General features: G+C 72.0%; 15 protein-coding genes. 4 read left to right on the top strand and 11 right to left on the bottom strand.

Annotated features, from left to right (window positions below; genetic code table 11):
* Window positions 1-84 precede the first annotated feature (84 nt).
* Genes WMF11_RS37490 through WMF11_RS37455 form a run of 8 tightly spaced genes read right to left on the bottom strand, consistent with a single transcriptional unit; the run spans window position 85 to window position 9,232 of the window.
* The gene (locus WMF11_RS37490; RefSeq protein WP_437544405.1) at window positions 85-1,092 is read right to left on the bottom strand and encodes a UDP-glucuronic acid decarboxylase family protein; all 1,008 of its coding nucleotides are present in this window, start codon (window positions 1,090-1,092) and stop codon (window positions 85-87) included.
* The gene (locus WMF11_RS37485; RefSeq protein ID WP_437974174.1) at window positions 1,089-2,252 is read right to left on the bottom strand and encodes a CgeB family protein; all 1,164 of its coding nucleotides are present in this window, start codon (window positions 2,250-2,252) and stop codon (window positions 1,089-1,091) included. Before WMF11_RS37485 ends, WMF11_RS37490 begins: the two co-directional genes overlap by 4 nt.
* Complete coding sequence (locus WMF11_RS37480) at window positions 2,249-3,388, bottom strand: CgeB family protein (protein ID WP_437974173.1); 1,140 nt, start codon at window positions 3,386-3,388, stop codon at window positions 2,249-2,251. Before WMF11_RS37480 ends, WMF11_RS37485 begins: the two co-directional genes overlap by 4 nt.
* Window positions 3,385-4,539 carry a CgeB family protein gene (locus WMF11_RS37475; protein ID WP_437974172.1) on the bottom strand — a complete coding sequence of 385 codons (1,155 nt, stop codon included), beginning with the start codon at window positions 4,537-4,539 and terminating at the stop codon, window positions 3,385-3,387. The genes WMF11_RS37480 and WMF11_RS37475 overlap by 4 nt, the downstream gene beginning before the upstream one ends.
* Complete coding sequence (locus WMF11_RS37470; RefSeq protein ID WP_437974171.1) at window positions 4,530-5,690, bottom strand: glycosyltransferase family 4 protein; 1,161 nt, start codon at window positions 5,688-5,690, stop codon at window positions 4,530-4,532. The genes WMF11_RS37475 and WMF11_RS37470 overlap by 10 nt, the downstream gene beginning before the upstream one ends.
* On the bottom strand, window positions 5,683-6,984 hold the full coding sequence (locus tag WMF11_RS37465) for a TIGR04295 family B12-binding domain-containing radical SAM protein (protein ID WP_437974170.1): 1,302 nt from the start codon (window positions 6,982-6,984) through the stop codon (window positions 5,683-5,685). The genes WMF11_RS37470 and WMF11_RS37465 overlap by 8 nt, the downstream gene beginning before the upstream one ends.
* Window positions 6,981-8,117 carry an SDR family NAD(P)-dependent oxidoreductase gene (locus WMF11_RS37460; RefSeq protein ID WP_437974169.1) on the bottom strand — a complete coding sequence of 379 codons (1,137 nt, stop codon included), beginning with the start codon at window positions 8,115-8,117 and terminating at the stop codon, window positions 6,981-6,983. The genes WMF11_RS37465 and WMF11_RS37460 overlap by 4 nt, the downstream gene beginning before the upstream one ends.
* Window positions 8,114-9,232 (bottom strand): NAD-dependent epimerase/dehydratase family protein, encoded by a 1,119-nt coding sequence (locus WMF11_RS37455; RefSeq protein ID WP_437544393.1) that lies wholly within the window; start codon window positions 9,230-9,232, stop codon window positions 8,114-8,116. The genes WMF11_RS37460 and WMF11_RS37455 overlap by 4 nt, the downstream gene beginning before the upstream one ends.
* Before the next feature lie 472 nt (window positions 9,233-9,704).
* Here WMF11_RS37455 and WMF11_RS37450 point away from each other — a divergent pair, with 472 nt between their 5' ends.
* From WMF11_RS37450 to pssA, 4 genes are all read left to right on the top strand, one after another.
* On the top strand, window positions 9,705-10,061 hold the full coding sequence (locus WMF11_RS37450; protein WP_437710456.1) for an antibiotic biosynthesis monooxygenase family protein: 357 nt from the start codon (window positions 9,705-9,707) through the stop codon (window positions 10,059-10,061).
* A 74-nt stretch (window positions 10,062-10,135) separates the two neighbouring features.
* Window positions 10,136-11,539, top strand: a complete 1,404-nt coding sequence (locus WMF11_RS37445; protein WP_437974168.1) for a selenium-binding protein SBP56-related protein — start codon at window positions 10,136-10,138, stop codon at window positions 11,537-11,539.
* A gap of 6 nt (window positions 11,540-11,545) precedes the next feature.
* Complete coding sequence (locus WMF11_RS37440; RefSeq protein WP_437710452.1) at window positions 11,546-12,184, top strand: hypothetical protein; 639 nt, start codon at window positions 11,546-11,548, stop codon at window positions 12,182-12,184.
* Between the two features lie 234 nt (window positions 12,185-12,418).
* The gene (pssA, locus tag WMF11_RS37435) at window positions 12,419-13,354 is read left to right on the top strand and encodes a CDP-diacylglycerol--serine O-phosphatidyltransferase (RefSeq protein ID WP_437974167.1); all 936 of its coding nucleotides are present in this window, start codon (window positions 12,419-12,421) and stop codon (window positions 13,352-13,354) included.
* A 13-nt stretch (window positions 13,355-13,367) separates the two neighbouring features.
* Here the strand turns inward: pssA and WMF11_RS37430 are convergent, their stop codons facing one another.
* The 3 genes from WMF11_RS37430 to WMF11_RS37420 form a co-directional block, all read right to left on the bottom strand.
* Complete coding sequence (locus WMF11_RS37430; RefSeq protein ID WP_437903965.1) at window positions 13,368-13,772, bottom strand: hypothetical protein; 405 nt, start codon at window positions 13,770-13,772, stop codon at window positions 13,368-13,370.
* Between the two features lie 361 nt (window positions 13,773-14,133).
* On the bottom strand, window positions 14,134-15,645 hold the full coding sequence (locus tag WMF11_RS37425; protein ID WP_437974166.1) for a lamin tail domain-containing protein: 1,512 nt from the start codon (window positions 15,643-15,645) through the stop codon (window positions 14,134-14,136).
* Between the two features lie 326 nt (window positions 15,646-15,971).
* The gene (locus WMF11_RS37420) at window positions 15,972-17,270 is read right to left on the bottom strand and encodes an STAS domain-containing protein (protein WP_437974165.1); all 1,299 of its coding nucleotides are present in this window, start codon (window positions 17,268-17,270) and stop codon (window positions 15,972-15,974) included.
* Window positions 17,271-17,419 lie beyond the last annotated feature (149 nt).

The raw sequence follows: 17,419 nt of genomic DNA, 5'->3' as shown, positions 1-17,419 counted from the left end.
CGGCCCTGTGCGGCAATCGGGCGTCAGAGAGCTGACGGTATCATGGGCGCCGCACCGACTCTACGGTCGGCGCGTCGGCGCGGCTCAGCCGTTCGCCGCACGGGGCAACGGTGCGTCTTCGTCCGACACCGGGAGCCCAGGTGCGCGATGGCCCAGCCCGAGCGCGCTCCGGAAACCCTCGATCGTGCGGCGCAGTCCCGTGCGCAACGGCACCTTCGGCTCGAAGCCGAGCACCCGCCGCGCGCGGTCGATCACCGGCTGCCGCTGCCTCGGATCGTCCTCGGGCAGCGGACGGAACACCACCCGACCCCGGCTCCCGGTCAGGTGGAGCACCTCCTCGGCGAGCTCGAGCACCGTGAACTCCTCGGGATTGCCCAGGTTCACCGGGCCCGTCTCGGTCGGGTGCTCCATCAGCCGGACGATCCCGTCGATGAGGTCCTCCACGTAGCAGAAGCTCCGTGTCTGGGAGCCATCGCCGTACACTGTGAGGTCTTCACCCCGGAGCGCCTGCACGATGAAGTTCGACACCACCCGACCGTCATCGGGCGCCATCCGCGGACCGTACGTGTTGAAGATCCGCGCCAGGCGCACCTCGACGCCGCGGCGGTGGAAGTCCATGAGCAGCGACTCGGCGCACCGCTTCCCCTCGTCATAACAGGAGCGGATCCCGATCGGGTTCACCGCGCCCCGGTAGCCTTCCGGCTGCGGGTGGACCTCGGGATCGCCGTAGACCTCGCTGGTCGACGCCTGGAAGACCCGCGCCCCGCAGCCCTCGGCGAGCTTCAGCGCGTGGAGCGCGCCGAGCACGTTGACCAGCGTGGTCCGGACCGGATCGCGCTGGTAATGCGGCGGGCTCGCCGGCGAGGCGAGGTTGTAGATGCGGTCGACCTCCCGCTCGTACGGCTGCATCACGTCGTGCTCCACCAGCCGGAAGCGCCGGTGAGAGAGGAGATGGGCGACGTTGGCCCGGGAGCCCGTCGAGAGATCGTCGAGCGCGACGACCTCGTGGCCCTCCCGGATCAGCCGATCACACAGGTGGGAGCCGACGAATCCGGCGCCCCCGGTCACCAGGATGCGGAGCGCTGCGCTCATGTCTCTCTGACCTCCTCTCCAGGTCGACTGCCCACGTCGACGTCATCGTCCCCGGTCCCCCGGGCGCTCCGGCGCTCCGGCGCGTCCTGCCCGTCGAGCAGCTCCCGGGTGTATCTCTCCAGCGCCTCGGCGCGGTGCGCCGCTGTGTGGCGGGCGAGCACGCGCTCGCGCGCCCGCTGGCCGATCGCGATCCGCTCCCGCTCGGGGAGCTCGCGGATCAGGTGGAGCACCTCCTCCGGGGAGCGGGCGACCAGGATCTCCTTGCCCGGCTCGAACAGCTCGTCGAGGCCCGGCCAGTCGTCGCTGATCACCGGCACGCCGCAGGCCGCGGCCTCGAAGAGGCGCACGCTCGGCGAGTACCCCGCCTCGATCATGTCCCGGCGGGTGACGTTGAGCGTGAAGCGCTGCGCGCCGTAAAAGCCGCGGTGCTCGCCCGGCGGGACGTGATCCGTGCGCTCGACGTTGGTGGGCCAGCCGATGTCCGCCGGGTACTGCGGGCCGGCGACGACGAAGCGGCCTCGCCCCCAGCGGCGCGCCGGCGCGACGAGGAGCCGGTCCAGCGTGGGCTGGCGATCGGCGCTGTACGTGCCGAGGTAGCCGAGATCCCACCGGGGCGGCGCGCGCTCCGGGAAATACTCGTCCGGATCCACCGCGCAGTAGAGCGGCCGCGCCCGCTTCGCCCCGTGGCGGCGCTCGAGCCGCTCGAGCGTCGGGCCGCCGGTGAACGAGAGGTACAGGTCGTACCGCGGGATCAGCGCCGGAGACAGGTACCCGGCGCCGCCCCGCTCGATCTGCTTGAGCGTCACCGGCGTGTCGATGTCGTAGAACGCGGTCTTCCCGCGCGCCGTCTCCGTCACCCAGGCGCCGACCTCGGCGCCGTCGGGCACGTAGGACCCGACGACCACCAGGTCCGCGTCGCGCACCGCGCCCCCGAAGCGCGCGCGGAGATCGTCGAGCCCCCGGTAGAGCTCGGTCCGGCCGTAGGGCGGGCTCGGGAGGTCGCGGTTCTCGGCGTAGAACGAGAGGTCCCGCTCCAGGAACAGCACGCTGTGCCCCCGCTGGGCCAGCCGCTTGAGCAGCCCGCGGTACGTCGTCGCGTGGCCGTTGCCCCACGACGAGGTGATCGACAGGCCCAGGAAGACGAAGGAGATGGGCTTCACGGCGGCGCGATCGCGGTGAGGGTTGCGCCGTCGGGGCGGGTGAGCAGGGCCTCGACCTGCCTCGCGCGCTCGGCGTAGGTGTGCCCCGCGAGCACGCGCTGCTTCGCCGCCCTGCCGATGGCGCGGGCTCGCTCGGGCGTGATCGCCCGGAGGATCTCCGCGACGTCGTCGCCGCTCCTCGCGACAAGCACCTCGCGCCCGGGCTCGAGGAAGAGCTCGATGCCCTCCCACGCGTCCGTGACGAGGCACGCGGCCGCGCCCGCGGCCTCGAAGACGCGGGTCGCCGGGGAGAAGCCGACCGACGCCATGCTGTCGCGGGCCACGTTCAGCACCGCGCGGGCGCTGGCGTTGAAGGCGTTGTGATCCGCCGTGTAGACGTGCCCGACGTAGCGGACGTTCGGGGGCATGACCTTGTCCTGCCAGCCGCTGCCGCCAAGGAGGAACCGGAGCCCGGGGAGCGCGGCCGCGGGCCGCAGGAAGAACTCCTCCACGCGCCGCTCCCGGTCCGGCAGGCGGTTGGCGAGCAGCGCAAAATCGCAATGAAATCGAGGATCTGGCGCGACCTCGAAGTGGGTCTCGGGGTCGAGCGCGTTGTAGATCGGCGCGCAGCGCCGCGCGCCGAGCGCCTCGTAGCCGCGCATCACCGGGTCGCCGCCGCCGTAGGTGAAGACCAGGTTGAAGCGCGGGATCAGCGCGCGGAAGGGATCCGAGGGCGTGGCGCGGACCCGCTCCAGCGTGGCCGGGGCGTCGACGTCCCAGAAGATCGTGGTGAGCCCCGGCCGATCGAGCGCGGCGACCTCGGCCTCGAGCAGCTCGTCGAAGACGCCGACGCCGCTGGCCTTGACTACGACGTCGGCGCTCCGGGCCTGCTCGACGAGGCGCCTGGGCTCCGCGGGGTCGGCGCCGGAGTAGACGACCACGCGGGCCCACGGCGGGTCCTCGATGTCGCGGTGCTTCTGGCGATCGTAGGCGTCCGGCTCGTGGAAGGTGATGCGGTGCCCTCGCGCCGCGAGGGCGCGGAGGATGCCGCGGTAGTAGGTGGCGGCTCCGTTCCAGTAGGCGGAGACGAGGCTCGATCCGAAGAAGGCGATGTCGAGCGATCGGCTCGCGGTCGGGCGTGGGTTGCGTCGGTTCATGACGTGGCTCGCTGGGGTGGGGCGGCGGGCGCGGGGCGATCGACCTCGACGCCGAGCTCGGCGGCGATGGCGAGGAGCTCGTCGACCCGGTGGGCGCACGTGTGGCGCGCGAGGATCGTCGCGCGCCCCCGCTCCGCCAGCTCGGCGGCCAGGGCGGGCTCGGCGAGGAGGGCCGCGAGGCGCCGCTTCATCTCGTCGCCGTCCCGGGCGACGAGGTAGTCGCGGCCGGGCGAGAACAGCCCCTCCGCGTCGCTCCACGGCGAGCAGACGAGCGGGATGGCGCAGGCCATGGCCTCGAACGGCCGGATGGTCGGGATCCCCGGGAGCGAGGCGACGTAGGGCCTCCTCGGGACGTGGACGGTCACCCTGGCCCGCGCGAACGCCTCGGGAGCGCGGTAGTTGGGGAGCCAGCCCCGGTGCTCGATGCCGGCCGCGTCGAGCGCGGCGCGGGCGTGGTCGGGGTAACGCACCCCGTGCACGCGGGCGGAGAGGCCGAGATCGCGCGCCGGGCCGATCAGGAACGCGTCGAGCTCGCGGGTGCGCTCCTCGTCGCCCCAGTTGCCGATCCACACGAGATCGCGCTCGGGCCGGGCCCCGCGGCGCGGGCGGAACACGCGCACGTCCGCGGCCTCGTGCCAGACGAAGGCCCGGCGGGCCCAGCGGCGCTCGAGGTAGAGGTCGCGGATCACCCGGCCGAAGGCGAGGACGCCGTCGTAGTGGGCGAGGTCGTAGCGGGCCATCGCCCCGGGATCCGTGACCGACCGGTGGTGCGTGTCGTGGAAGAGCAGCCGGTACGGCGCGCGCGACGCGCGTGACGCGCGTGCTCGGTGCGCGCCGATGCGGGCGACCAGCCCGGGCTCGCTCCACTCGTGGACGAGGACGAGCGAGGCGCCCTCGAGCGCCTCGTCCAGGTCGAGCGAGGCAAGGTCGTACCGGATCGGATCGACGCGCGGGTAGACCTCCCTCACCTCGCGCAGCGGCGCCTCGCCGTGATCGGCGACGAGGTTCTGGAGGCTCCAGGCGTCCCTCGGCTCGAAGGCGCGGACCTCGTGCCCGCGCTCGGCGAGCTCGGTGACCACGCCGCGGAGGAAGTGCGCGTTCCCGTGGTTCCAGTCGGAGAGCAGGGAGTGGCAGAACAGGGCTATGCGCATGGCGCGTGCTCCCCTCTCCACGGCGAGCGCTCTTCTTCGCCAGGCCCGCGGCCGAGGAGCTCGCCGTAGAGGCGCAGGTAGCCCCGGGCCATCCGCCGCGGCGAGAAGCCGAGGGCGCGGGCGCGGGCGCGCGTGGCCATCTCGCGCCGCGCGCCGGGCGCGTCGATGAGCGTGCGGAGCGCGCGCCGGAGGGCCTCCGTGTCGCCGGGATCCACGTAGAGGGCCGCGTCCCCCCAGACCTCGCGCAGGCTGGGGATGTCGCCCAGGACGAGGGCGCACCCGGAGAGCGCCGCCTCCAGGACCGACAGGCCGAACGGCTCGTAGCGGGCCGGGTGAGCGTAGATCGACGCGCGGCCGAGCGCGGCGGCGACGGCGGAAGGCGAGAGCACGCCGAGGTGCTCGAGCGAGGGGAGGGGTGTCACGCCCGCGCCTCCGTCCGGGCGGACGTCGCTCCCGGCCACCTGGACCGGCCAGGGCAGGTGAGGGGCCACCTCGCCGAGCGCCTCGATGTTCTTGGCCTGGTCCCAGAGCCGCCCGACAGCGAGGACGAGCTCCTCCTTGGGGCGCGGGGCGAACCGCGCGGGGTCGGCGGCGTTGGGGATCACCTCCGCCCGCGCGCCTTCGGGGAGCGGGCCGTGGTGGCGCAGGAGGGCGTCGAGCATCGCCCGGGTCGGGGCCACCACCGCCGACGCGGCGGCGAGCCCCCGGGCCACCTCGCGCCGGTAGCGATCGTACCGCGGCGGCGCCTCCCCGCCGAGGACCGCGGCCCACCAGGAGAGGACGCACGAGTGGGCCACCACGAGCTTCGGGGCGCGGAAGCCGAGCGCGCCGTGCGCGTAGCCGTTCAGGTGGATCAGCGCCGGGCGGACGCGCTCCTCGAGCTCGAGGAGCCAGTCCCCGGCGCGCGCGACGTCGTCCCAGGGATCCTCCATCCACTCGAGCCGGAAGGAGCTCTCGAAGACGGCGAGCCCGGGCACGCGGCCCGCGGCCTCGCGCTGGGGCGCGGAGAGCGGCCCGCCCAGCGTGGCCAGCGACGTCCGGACCCCGCGCGCCGCGAGCGCGCGCGCGAGCTCGATCGCGTAGGAGAAGACGCCGCCCACCGTGTCGGCGGTCATCAGGACGGAGCCGGGGGCGCGCGCGGCGTCAGCCATGGCCGGGGGGCGCGATCTCCAGCGCGGAGAGCGGGAGAGGGCGGCTGTCCTGGAGGTCGCTGAAGCGCTCGAACCGATCGAGGTAGTGCGCGACCGAGCGCTCCCACGCCTCGTCGTCGGGGGCGCCCCAGCGCATCGTGTACTCGGGCGAGCCCGGGTAAGGGAACATCGGCACCGGCTCGTTCGCCCACACGCCGTGCTGCCGGAGCCGCTCCCGGAAGGCGGAGACGTCCGCGGGATCGTCGGTCGCCGACTGGATCAGGTTCGCCTGGACGAAGGGGACGCTCTTCTTGGCGTGGATCAGGAGGTCGCCGAGCTGCTCGGTCGAGAGCTTGCAGCGCTTGGCCAAGAGGCTCCTGCCCTCCCGGGTGATGCTCTCCACCCCTGCCTCGATCGAGACGCACCCCGCTCTCCCGAGCAGGTCGAGCATCTCCGGGCTCCAGTTGTCGACGCGCATCTGGACGCCGAACGACACCGGGCGATCGACGAGCGCCTCGAGCAGCGGGCGATCCGGCAGGAAGATCTCGTCGATGAAATAGACGTAACGAACCCCCTGGGCGACGAGCCCGTCGATCTCGTCGAGGAGCACCTCGAGCGGGCGCTTGCGGTAGCCGTCGCGGAAGTTGTCCTTCGCGCAGAAGGTGCAGTGGTACGGGCACCCTCGCGACGCCTCGACCTCGGCGCCGGGGCCGATCGGCGCGGTGTCGAAGCGGTGGTGGTGGTGGGCGTGGCGCGCCACCGTGGCCTCGTCCCAGCGGAGGGCCGGCAGCCGGGCCATGTCCGACGCGCGCGGGCCGCCCTGCACGCGCGCCTCGTCGCCGTCCAGCCAGGCGATCGCGTCGATCTCGCCCCAGCGCGATCGCGGGCGATCGGCGAGCTCCACCAGCACGTCCTCGCACTCGCCCATCACCACGGCGTCGACGCCGAGCTTGCGCAGGGTGGCGCGGGGGGTGGTGGAGGCGTGGGGGCCCACCGCGAGCCGGAGCCCCGGCAGCCCGTGGAGCGCGCGGAGCGCCTGCTGCGGGACGCGGAGCTCGGGCGGGGCGCAGCGCCAGAAGAGGTAGCTCGGCGCGGTGGTCACCACGATCGCGTCGGCGCGGAGCGCGGCCACCTCGTCGCGGAGGGCGCCGTCGGCGAGGCCCCGGGCCTGGGCGTCGACGACGGTCGCCTCGTGCCCCGCGGCCTCGAGCAGCGCCCTGGCGTAGCCGTATTCGAGGGGCAGGTGAGGCTCGCGGCAGCCGAAATAGATGCTCCCCTCGAAGCTCCAGGCCGGGTTGACGAGCGCGAACCTCACCGGACGCCCCCCGCGCACGGCTCCTTCGCGGGCTGGCCGGCGCCGGCGGCGGCCTTCGCGGCGCCGGTCGCCTCGGTCATCTCCCGCAGCCAGCCGTGCAGCCTGCGCACCCCGTCGCGGACCCGGACGCGCGGCCACCACCCCGTGGCCGCGGAGAGCCGGCGGCAGTCGGAGACGTAGTACCGCTGATCACCCGGCCGCCACCCCTCGAAGCCGATCAGGGGGCGCTTGCCGTCGAGCTCCTCGATGAGGTCGAGCAGCTCGAGCAGGCTGAGGGTGTTCTCCGGGCCCCCGCCGACGTTGAACGCCGACGCCGAGATCTGCCGGATGTCCCTGCGGGCGAGGAGGAGCGCGTCGACGAGGTCGTCGACGAAGAGCACGTCCCGGACCTGCATCCCGTCGCCGTAAAGCGTGATCGGCTCCCGCCGGAGCGCCTGGAGGAGGAAATGCGCGACCCACCCCTGGTCCTCGGTCCCGAACTGGCGAGGACCGTAGATACAGCTCATCCGGAACACCGCCGCGGGGAGCCCGAAGGTGCGGGCATAATCGATGACGTACTGGTCCGCCGCGCCCTTGGAGCAGCCGTAGGGGCTGTGAAAATCGAGCGGGCGGGCCTCGGAGACGCCGGAGGCCCGGAGCTCCGGATCCGCGGGCTCGTAGCGCCGGCCGCTGCACGAGAGCGGGACGTCGGGGAGGCCGCCGTACACCTTGTTGGTGGACGTGAGGAGGAGCGGCGGCGGGGCGCTCTCGGCGCGGAGCGCCTCGAGGACATTGAGCGTCCCGCGGGCGTTGATCTCGAAGTCTTCCACCGGCTGGACGAGGCTCGTCGTCACGGCCACCTGGGCGGCGAAGTGGAAGACGCTGGAGGCGCGCCGGACCGCGGCCGCGACCGCGCGGGCGTCCCTCACGTCGCCGGTGATCAGCGTGACGCGGTCGCCGTGGGTGCGCCTCAACCACTCGACGTTGCGCGCCACCGAGGGGCGGGAGAGGTTGTCGAAGAGGATCACCGTCTCTCCCATCTGGAGCAGGCGGTGGGCCAGGTTGGCCCCGATGAAGCCGGCGCCGCCGGTGATCAGCGCCGGGCGCCCCGGCGCTGCGGTCGCGCCGCCCGGGCCATCCGCCGCGGCGCTCATACCGTCAGCCCCCTGGATTCAAGCTCGGCGCGGGCCTGGGCGACAGCGTCCTTCGCCACCTGCCCCTCGAGCCAGTCGGCGAGATCGCGGAGCCCCTCCTCGAGCGAGACCCGGGGCGCATACCCGATCTTCTGCTGCGCCGCGCCGATGTCGGCGAAGCAGTGCCGGACGTCGCCCAGCCGGGATTTCCCGACGATCTCCGGCTCGATACCGCTCTTCCCCATCACGTCGCGCACGCGCTCGGCGACCTCGCGCACGGTGTACGACCGCCCGCTGCCGATGTTGAGCACCTGGCCCACCGCGCCGTCGGCGCCGAGGGCCCGGACGCAGGCGCGGGCGACGTCGGTGACGCTCACGAGATCGCGCCGCTGCAGCCCGTCCTCGAAGATCACGGGCGGACGGTCGTTGAGGAGCCTCGCGGCGAAGATGGCGAGGACGCCGGTGTACGGGTTGGAGAGGGCCTGACGGCGGCCGTAGACGTTGAAGAAGCGGAGGGCGACGGTCGGGATCTGGTACGCGCGCCCGATCATCAGGCAGAGCCGCTCCTGGTCGTACTTGGAGAGCGCATAGACCGACTCGAGCGACGGGGGTTTGGACTCGGGCGTCGGGATGGGCACGAGCGCCTCGCCGGCCTCGCTCCGGACCTCCCAGTCGCCGCGCTTGAGCTGCTCGAGCGGCCGGCTCGCGCCGGGGACCACCGCGCCGGAGGCCGCCCGGTAGAGCCCCTCGCCATACACGCTCATGCTGGAGGCGACGAGCAGCCTCGAGACCGGCTTCGCGGCGAGCTCCTCGAGGAGCACGGCGGTGCCGAGGTTGTTGATCGAGGTGTACTCCGCGATCTTGTACATGCTCTGTCCGACCCCGACCGCGGACGCGAAGTGGACGACCGCGTCCACGCCGCGGAGCGCCGATTTCACCGCGTCCCGGTCGCGGACATCACCCACGATGAGCTCGACCTCCGGGTCGAGGTACGACGGGCGGCTGCGGTCGGGGCCGTGCACCTGAGGGACCAGGCTGTCGAGCGCCCGGACGCGGACCCCCTGGCGCAGGAGCTCGTCGGCGACGTGAGAGCCGATGAACCCCGCTCCACCGGTGATGAGGACGTGACTCGTCATATCCCTCTGGTTCGAAACAGGGCATGATCGGTGCCCCGGACGCCATCCGAGTATCATGCGACTCACGATCACGCAACACGGTTTGTGAGGTATTCAACAAGGGCCCGCTCCGTGCGATTTTCCGTGCTCCGCTGGCGAATGCTCGAGTCTGGCGAGCCCATAGGGGCTTTCCCGTCTGTCTACCGGGCCAGTCTGTACCGTTCGAGTGCGCGAGATCCGCTGACGTCGGAGCGGTTAGGGTGCATCCGTAGCGATGCTTCTGATCGCTTGCGTGTCGCCAGCGGCATTGCGTTGAGCTCCGGGGGATTCCCAGGCATTCTGCCGGCGTGCGAGCGGCGCCAGCGCGGGAGCGCGCGGGCGGCGCCAGCGCCGCGCGGCCCCGGCCGGGCACAGGCGCTGCTAAGCTTGCCGCCGCCCGCAGGCCTCCCGTACGATCAAGAAGCAAGAAGCAAGAGCAAGAAGGAGAGGAGCGATGATCGTCGTCACCAACCGCATTCCCGTCGCCGAGGGCCACGAGGCCGATTTCGAGGATCGCTTCAAGAACAGGGTCCACCTGGTCGATCAGGCGCCCGGCTTCATCCGGAACGAGGTCCACAGGCCGAAGCCGATGAAGCTGGACCACGCGACCGGCGCGTGGAGCCCGGACCCGGACGCGCAGGGGTTCTACGAGGTGAAGACCTGGTGGCGGTCCATGGACGATTTCATCGCCTGGACGAGGAGCCCCGCGTTCGCGGAGGCGCACCGGAACCGCGCGCCGAAGGAGATGTTCGCGGGCCCGAGCAAGCTCGATATCCACGAGGTGTTCCTCAGCACGGATCTACCGGGGTAGCCTGTGGCCGCCGGTCCTCGCCGGCGGCCGCCTGGAACGACACGCGAACGCCCAGAACCAAGGAGACGCAGCGCATGCGGTTTCGTCCGGATCCCACCTTTTACCCGTCGCCGCGCCTGGCGATGGAGGCGCCGCCCGAGCGGCTGGCCTACGTGACCGCGCTCGACGCGGGCGCCGCGCTGAAGCGCCCGGGTGAGCTGCGCCATGACGCGCTCACGGTCGTCGATCTCGATCCGAGGTCGCCGGCGTATGGCACCCTGGTCTCGGTCAACGAGCTGCCGACCTACGGCGACGAGCTGCACCATTCCGGCTGGAACGCGTGCAGCGCCGCCCTGTGCCCCTACGCGCCGCACCCCCACGTCGAGCGCCGCTTTCTCCTGCTCCCGGCGCTCCGCTCGTCGAACATCTTCGTCTTCGACGTGAAGCCGGACCCGCGCCGCCCCGAGCTCGTCCACACGGTGCGCGCCGAGGAGATCGCGAAGCGGGCCGGCTACTCTCGCCCGCACACGCTGCACTGCGGCCCCGACGGCATCTACGTGAGCGCGCTCGGCGGCCCTGACGGCGACGGGCCCGGGGGCATCTTCGTGCTCGACTGCGAGAGCTTCGATGTGCTCGGTCGATGGGAGATCGATCGCGGGCCGCAGTTCCTCCACTACGACTTCTGGTGGCACCTCGGCCACGACACCCTCCTCACGAGCGAGTGGGGGACGCCGAAGATGATCGAGGACGGCGTGAATCCGGAGCTCCTGCTCGGCAAGAAGTACGGTCACCGCGTTCATGTGTGGGACCTGCGGAAGCGCAAGCACCTCCAGGCGCTGGATCTGGGCGATGAGCACCAGATGGCGCTGGAGCTCCGCCCCGCCCACGACCCGACCAAGGCCTATGGCTTCGTCGGCGTCGTCGTGAGCGTCAAGGACCTCTCCGCCTCGATCTGGCTCTGGCATCGCGACGGCGACCGGTGGGCGATCCGCAAGGTGATCGAGGTGCCGGCCGAGCCCGCGGATCCCGACCTCTTGCCGCCGCTGCTGAAGGGCTTCAAGGCGGTGCCGCCGCTGATCACCGACATCAACCTCTCCCTCGACGACCGGTTCCTCTACGTGTCGTGCTGGGGCACAGGCGAGCTCCGCCAGTACGATGTATCCGACCCGTTCCACCCGAAGCTGGTCGGCTCGGTGCACCTCGGCGGCATCGTGCGCCGGGCGGCGCATCCCCGCTCCGGGCCGCTGCGGGGCGCGCCGCAGATGGTCGAGGTGAGCCGCGACGGCCGGCGCGTCTACTTCACCAACTCGCTTTACGCATCGTGGGACGAGCAGTTCTATCCCGAGGGCGCCTCTGGCTGGATGGCCAAGGTCGATGTGGCGGCGGGCGGGGGCCTCACGGTCGATCCCGAGTTCTTCGTCGATTTCGGCCCGCTGCGCCCTCACCAGGTGCGGCTCGAGGGGGGCGACGCGTCGTCCGACTCGTTCTGCTACCCCTAGCCGGCCATGATGCCCTGGCTCACGCTGGCGCTCCTCGGCGCCTATCACGGCATCAACCCTGGCATGGGCTGGCTGTTCGCGGTCGCCCTGGGCCTGCAGGAGAAGAGCAGCGGCGCGGTGCGGCGGGCGCTCGTCCCGATCGCGCTCGGCCACGCGGCGTCGATCGGCCTCACGGTCGCGCTGCTCGGGATCGGGCTCGCGAGCGTCCCCGCCGCGGCGCTGCGGTGGCTCACGGCGGCCGCGCTCGTCGCGTTCGGCGTGCTCAAGCTGGTGAGGCCGCGCCACCCGAGGTGGGTCGGGATGCGCGTCGGCTTCCTCGACCTGACCTGGTGGTCCTTCCTGATGGCCACCGCGCACGGCGCGGGGCTCATGCTGCTCCCGGTCTTCCTGCTCGGCGCCGAGAGCCCCGCTCCGTGCCACGGCGGCGGGTGCCACAACGCGGCTGGCCTGTCGCTCGCGAGCCCGCTCGGCTACCTCGCCGCCGTCCTCGTCCACACGGCCGCCATGATGGCGGCGGCCGCCGCGGTCGCGCTCGTTGTCTATCACAAGCTCGGCGTCGCCATCCTTCGCACTGCGTGGTTCAACCTCGATCGGGCCTGGGCCGTCGCGCTCATCGGCGCCGGCGTCATCGCGGTGCTGCTCTGACGTCCAAACCGTCGTGACGGGCGGCGGGGCGACGGCCTGGCTCCCGAGCTCGCCCGCGCCCACCTCGACACCCCGAGGGGCGCCGGCGGCCCGCCTGCGCACCTCCGCGCCGCCGCCGCCGATCGGCCTGCCGCTTGAACGCGAGCCGCCTCGTGTACTACGAGGCCGGCCGGGCGTGCTCGTCGGGCCGCGGCCTTCAGCCGCGCTGCGCCGATGTCCCGCGGGATCGCCACCATGTCAGAACATCATCCAGCAGCGTGGGACACCGGCGTCGGGCCGTGGTGTCCCGCGGGCCCTGGGCAGGCGACGAGCGCGCGCCCCGAGCGCCCGCGCGGCGACGTGGCGCCGGAGCGGCCGCGGCCCGCGCCAAGGCGGGCCCTGTACCTCCTTCCCAACCTGATCACGCTGTCCTCGGTCTTCTGCGGCTTCGACGCGATACGGCTCTCGGCCTCCGCGCGGTCCGACGACGACCTCCGGCGCGCCGCGCTCCTCATCCTCGTCGCGATGCTCGCCGACACGCTCGATGGCCGCGTCGCGCGGATGACCCGGACCGAGAGCGCGTTCGGGGTCCAGCTCGACTCGCTGGCCGATCTCGTCTCCTTCGGCGTGGCCCCGGCGCTGCTCGTGTATCAGTGGTCGCTCCACCGCCTCGGCCTCGCCGGCGTGCTCGGCGGGTCCGTGTTCGCCGCGTGCGGCGCGATCCGGCTCGCCCGCTTCAACGTCCTCTCCATGGGCGAGGCGGGCGGCCCGCCGTCGCCCGCGAGGTACATCGTGGGCCTCCCTGTCACGGGCGCGGCGGGGATCCTGATAGCGATCGTCATGACCCGCCGCGGCGCGGGCGGGCAGCTCGGCGGCGCGCCGGCGGTCCTCGCGACGACGCTGCTCGTCTCGATGCTGATGGTGTCGACCCTCCGGTTCCGCTCGTTCAAGGATCTCCGGCCGGGCCCCCGCACGTTGCTGGCCATCGCGCTCGCGCTCGGATCGAGCGCGCTCCTCTCCGTCCGCTGGGGGCCCGCGCTCGTCCTCGCCTGGGGGCTCGGCGTCTATGTCCTGCTCGGCGTCGTCGAGTCGCTCTGGCGGCTCCCGGCGCTGCGGCGCGGCGCTCCGGCTGCGCTCGAGGCGCGCGGTGCGCGCGCCGCGCGCGCCGGGGGAGGCGAGGAGCGGCCGTAGCGCGGCCCGCCGATCACGGCCTCCCCGACTGCCAGTATCCGTTCCCCTGCTGCTTCCACCATTTCACCTCGGCGCTCGGGGACCCCGGCCACGCGCGATAGGTGTAGATCCCGTCGTCCAGGAGGCAGATCGGGTCCTGCTGCTCGTGGCTCAAGCAGACCTTCCCGGGCCCTCTGTCGTACTCGAGATAGTAATCCACCTTTTCGGGGTCCTGCAGCCCATCACTCCAGATATTTTTCGTTCGTGCCTCCCATCTGCCCATCGACACATAGGTGAACGTTCGATGGGTGGTCCCGGTGACCCCTCCGTCCCTGGTGGTCGGCCCGGAATACGCATAGATCATCATCTGCGCATAGGCGGCCGCCGACGTGAGCGACACGACGGCCAGGGTAGCGAGACCGCGGCGTAGCCTGCTCATGGATCACCCCTCCTGCCCTTGAGAGAACGATGCTTGTCTCGAACGATCGGCTGTACGTCAGGCCTCTGTCCGGCCTTGACGCGGTTCACCATCTAGAGCCCTGGCGCTGACCGTCAACCCTGTGTACCGGCCACCGGGCTACACCCCTCGCGCGGCCGCGAGCAGGCTCGTGCTGGCGGCGCACGCGGCGCTTCAGCGCTCGACCTCGATGGGCTGTCGCGGAGATCTGGGGCGAAGGAGCCGGTTGGCCGCTCTGCGGGACCAGCCCGATCGACTCCTCTGCAAATGCTGGTTCAGGGGCGGCCTCGGGTCATGGCGACCCGGGGCCAGCGGGGCAATCCACGCTCGTCCGGGCGGCGCCTCAGAACGCCGAGCCGTTCGCGCGACGGCCCGGAGAGGCGCTCGCGCCAAGGGCGCTGTGCAGGGCGAATTGCGCTCCCGGGGAGGCGTCGGGGCTGCGGTTCATCGAGACGCCGTCCTGCGCCGCGAGCCCGCTCGCGTAGGTGACGGTGTCCACGGTCGCGCTCGAGGCGTTTTTCAGCGTGACCTTGTCTCCGCTGTTGCCGAGGTTCAACGACCCCGTGGACGCGGCGACGGCCCCGCTGCCGCTCGGCACGGCGGAGGCGCCGCCAACCACCACGATGGCCGTCCAGGGCGCGAGCGATGCGCCGGTCGGGAAGGTGTGCCGCGTCGACGTGCCGTCGGAGAGCGTCCAGCCGGCGAGGGCCGCCGCGGCCGTGCCGACATTGACGATCTCCACGAACTCGCCGGCCGTGTTGCTGCCCGGCTCGTTCGCGAGGACCTCGTTGATGATCACGGCGGCGGTGCCCGTGCCCCCGCCGCTGCCGCCGGTCCCGCCGCTGCCGCCGGTCCCGCCGCTGCCGCCGGTCCCGCCGCTGCCGCCGGCTCCGCCGCTGCCGCCGGCTCCGCCGCTGCCGCCGGCTCCGCCGCCGCCGTCGGGGACCAGGAAGTCGCGCACGACGCCCATGTGCTGCATGTTCGGGGCGCCGCTGTCCGACGAGAGCGCGGGGCTGATCTCGGAGAGCGGCGAGTAGACACGCGTGTCTGCCACCAGGCCGTTCGCGAAGCTGCTCCCGCCGATCACGACGGCCGTCTCGTACGCCTCCAGGTCGCCGTCGACGAGCACCCAGTCATAGGGCTTCGTCCTGCCGGCGTTGGTGTTCGCGTTCCCGTTCCGGTCGGCGGGATAGGGCCCGGCCGTGACGACGACGTCCGAGAGGCTCGAGACGCACGCCTCGGTCCGGCTCGCCGTGTTGAAGTCGCCGCCGATGACCAGGTAATCGCCCTGGGCCACGTTCGCCTCGATGAACGAGACGAGGTTCCGCGCCTCCGTATCGCGCGCCCCCGCGCTGGACGTCAGGAGGTGGACGCTGATCGCGAACACGTGGCCGGGGCCGGGGATATCGATGCGCGCCCACGCGAAGTCCCGGTTGCTCACCGACGTGTCGTCCCACTCGCCGGACGCCACGATCGGCCACCGGCTCACGATCCCGTTCGGGATCTGCGCCCCGCTCTCGCGGTAGTAGCTGAACCCGGCCCCGAACGCCGCGTCCACGAAGGAGCGGAGCTCGGAGGTGGTGTTGCCGCCGTAGTTGAACTCTTGCAGCAGGGCGATATCTGGCTTGATTCCCCGCAGGATGCGCTCGCCGTGCCCGGGATCGTAGCTCTGGTAGTTGCCGCTCGTGATGTTGGCGGCCATGAGCCGGACGCGCGTCGACAGCGCGTCGCTGTGCTCGCCGAGGAGCTCCGCCTCCGCGCCCTCGTCCACGTCGAGCGGCAGATCGGCCGCGCACGCGGCCATGGCGAGCGCCGAGGCGAGCAGAGTCAGCCGAACCCATGAGCATCGCTTCAAGAGGGAAGTCGTCGATCGCATAGCGCTGCACCAGGCCTTTCTGGGGATCGTCTCCTGAAGCATCCCCTCGAATTTCCCGGGAAGATTCACAGGGAGTCGGGGAGGCGGGGAGTGAAATACCACCGATCTCCCCGTCTCCCCGCCTCCCTGTTGAATTCTCCTCTGAAAATGCGAGCAAGACGAGGGGGTTTGTCAGGAGCATCTCATTACAGCACGGAACGAGGGCGCGGCGGTGTCGCGTTCGTCCCTGTTCCATGCAGTGATGATGCCGTTCCGGTCACGGACGGACGACACCCGACGTCGGGCGCGCTGGTCGCCTCGGCGGCTCAGCGGCTCGCCATCGCGAACGCGATCCCGCTCTGGAGGGAGCTCTTCACCGCGCAGCGGCCCATGTCCGCGCCGCGCTCGGCGAGGCGCTGGGCGACCTCGGGGCGGATCCCCGTGAGGACCACCCGCGCGCCGAGGAGGCCCGCGACCCGCACCGCGTCGAGCAGCGCCTCCATCGCCGGCGGATCGATCTCGTCCACGCCGGTCAGGTCGATGATGGCGATCCGCGTGCGGCGGTCCGCGATGCCGCGCGACAGCGCCTCGATCATGCGGCGCGCCCGCCCGGCCTCGAGCGGGCCGATGAGCGGCACGACCACCACGTCGTCGCGGATGGGGATGAGGGGCACGGACAGCTTCGCCAGCGCGGCGTCCTGGGCCTTGATCACCTCCTCCTGCAGCCGCGCGCGCTCCTCCTCGGCGCGCTTGCGCTCCGTCAGATCGATGCCGGTCATGATGACGAACCGGACCCTCTCGTCCCTGCCGCGCAGGACGGCGCCCGACCACGCCGTCACCCGGCGGGCGCCGTCTGCAGCGGTCCACGGCACCTCCACCTGCCTCTTCGACTCGCCCGCGCCGAGCTGCTCGAAGAGGCCTTTGAGCTGCGCCGACGCGCGCGGATCGGGCGTGAGATCCCAGAGGAACCGGGCCTCCCGGAGCCCCCGCGCGCTCCCGAGCGCCTGCTCGGCGGCGCTGTTCATGCGGACGATGCGGCCGCGCGCGTCGAGCACCACGATGAGGCCGTCGACGAGATCCATGACGGCCGCCATGAAGTCCCGCTCCCTGCTCAGCATCTCCTGCCCGTGCTTGCGCTCGAAGATGCGGCCGAGCTGCCGCGCGATGCGGCCGATGGTCGCCGTGAACTTCCCGTCGTCCGCGTGCTCGGCGTCGGAGAAGAACTCCAGCACGGCCACGACGTCCGCGCCGACGACCACGGGGAACGCGAACCCCGCCTTCACGCCCAGGTTCCTCGCGAGCCGGGCGCGCGGGAAATTGGCGTCCACCGTGACGTTGCGCACCCACGCCGGCTGCTTCGAGGCGAGCACCCTCCCGGGAAGACCGAGCCCCGCGGTGAACTGTGTCGCTTCCGTGACAGCCTTGAACGTCGCGAACTTTGCTTCATCGTTCAGGTGCCAGAGCGCCGTGGGAAGGAGCAGAGACGGATCGTCCGCGGCCGGCACGTACGCATGCCCGACCGGCCAGCCGAGGTGATTGCAGATGTGCGTGATGGTGCGATGCAGCGCCTCTTCGACGCTCGCAGCCTCGTGGACGTCGACGGTGACCACCCGGAGCAGGTCCACGAGCGACCGCTCATCCGTCAGGACATTGTCGAGCCTCAATCGAGCTCGCGCCGCCAGTTCATCCGAGCGTTTGAGGGGGCAAGTCATGCATGAAGCCGTAACATGCGCCATGTATCGAATCCGTTTCGACGCGGCGTCGTCGTCGGTCC

The organism is Sorangium sp. So ce295, from assembly GCF_051527405.1.
GTDB classification, from domain to species: domain Bacteria; phylum Myxococcota_A; class Polyangia; order Polyangiales; family Polyangiaceae; genus Sorangium; species Sorangium cellulosum_B.
The sequence above is the reverse complement of the archived record's forward strand: the minus strand, read 5'-3'. Positions and strand labels throughout refer to the sequence as shown.

Excerpts from the sequence above, each read along its gene's own strand:
- WMF11_RS37475 (WP_437974172.1), bottom strand. The coding sequence starts at position 4,539 with ATGCGCATAGCCCTGTTCTGCCACTCCCTGCTCTCCGACTGGAACCAC.
- WMF11_RS37450 (WP_437710456.1), top strand. The coding sequence starts at position 9,705 with ATGATCGTCGTCACCAACCGCATTCCCGTCGCCGAGGGCCACGAGGCC.
- WMF11_RS37480 (WP_437974173.1), bottom strand. The coding sequence starts at position 3,388 with ATGAACCGACGCAACCCACGCCCGACCGCGAGCCGATCGCTCGACATC.
- WMF11_RS37445 (WP_437974168.1), top strand. The coding sequence starts at position 10,136 with ATGCGGTTTCGTCCGGATCCCACCTTTTACCCGTCGCCGCGCCTGGCG.
- WMF11_RS37440 (WP_437710452.1), top strand. The coding sequence starts at position 11,546 with ATGATGCCCTGGCTCACGCTGGCGCTCCTCGGCGCCTATCACGGCATC.
- WMF11_RS37455 (WP_437544393.1), bottom strand. The coding sequence starts at position 9,232 with ATGACGAGTCACGTCCTCATCACCGGTGGAGCGGGGTTCATCGGCTCT.
- WMF11_RS37430 (WP_437903965.1), bottom strand. The coding sequence starts at position 13,772 with ATGAGCAGGCTACGCCGCGGTCTCGCTACCCTGGCCGTCGTGTCGCTC.
- WMF11_RS37490 (WP_437544405.1), bottom strand. The coding sequence starts at position 1,092 with ATGAGCGCAGCGCTCCGCATCCTGGTGACCGGGGGCGCCGGATTCGTC.
- pssA (WP_437974167.1), top strand. The coding sequence starts at position 12,419 with ATGTCAGAACATCATCCAGCAGCGTGGGACACCGGCGTCGGGCCGTGG.
- WMF11_RS37470 (WP_437974171.1), bottom strand. The coding sequence starts at position 5,690 with ATGGCTGACGCCGCGCGCGCCCCCGGCTCCGTCCTGATGACCGCCGAC.
- WMF11_RS37460 (WP_437974169.1), bottom strand. The coding sequence starts at position 8,117 with ATGAGCGCCGCGGCGGATGGCCCGGGCGGCGCGACCGCAGCGCCGGGG.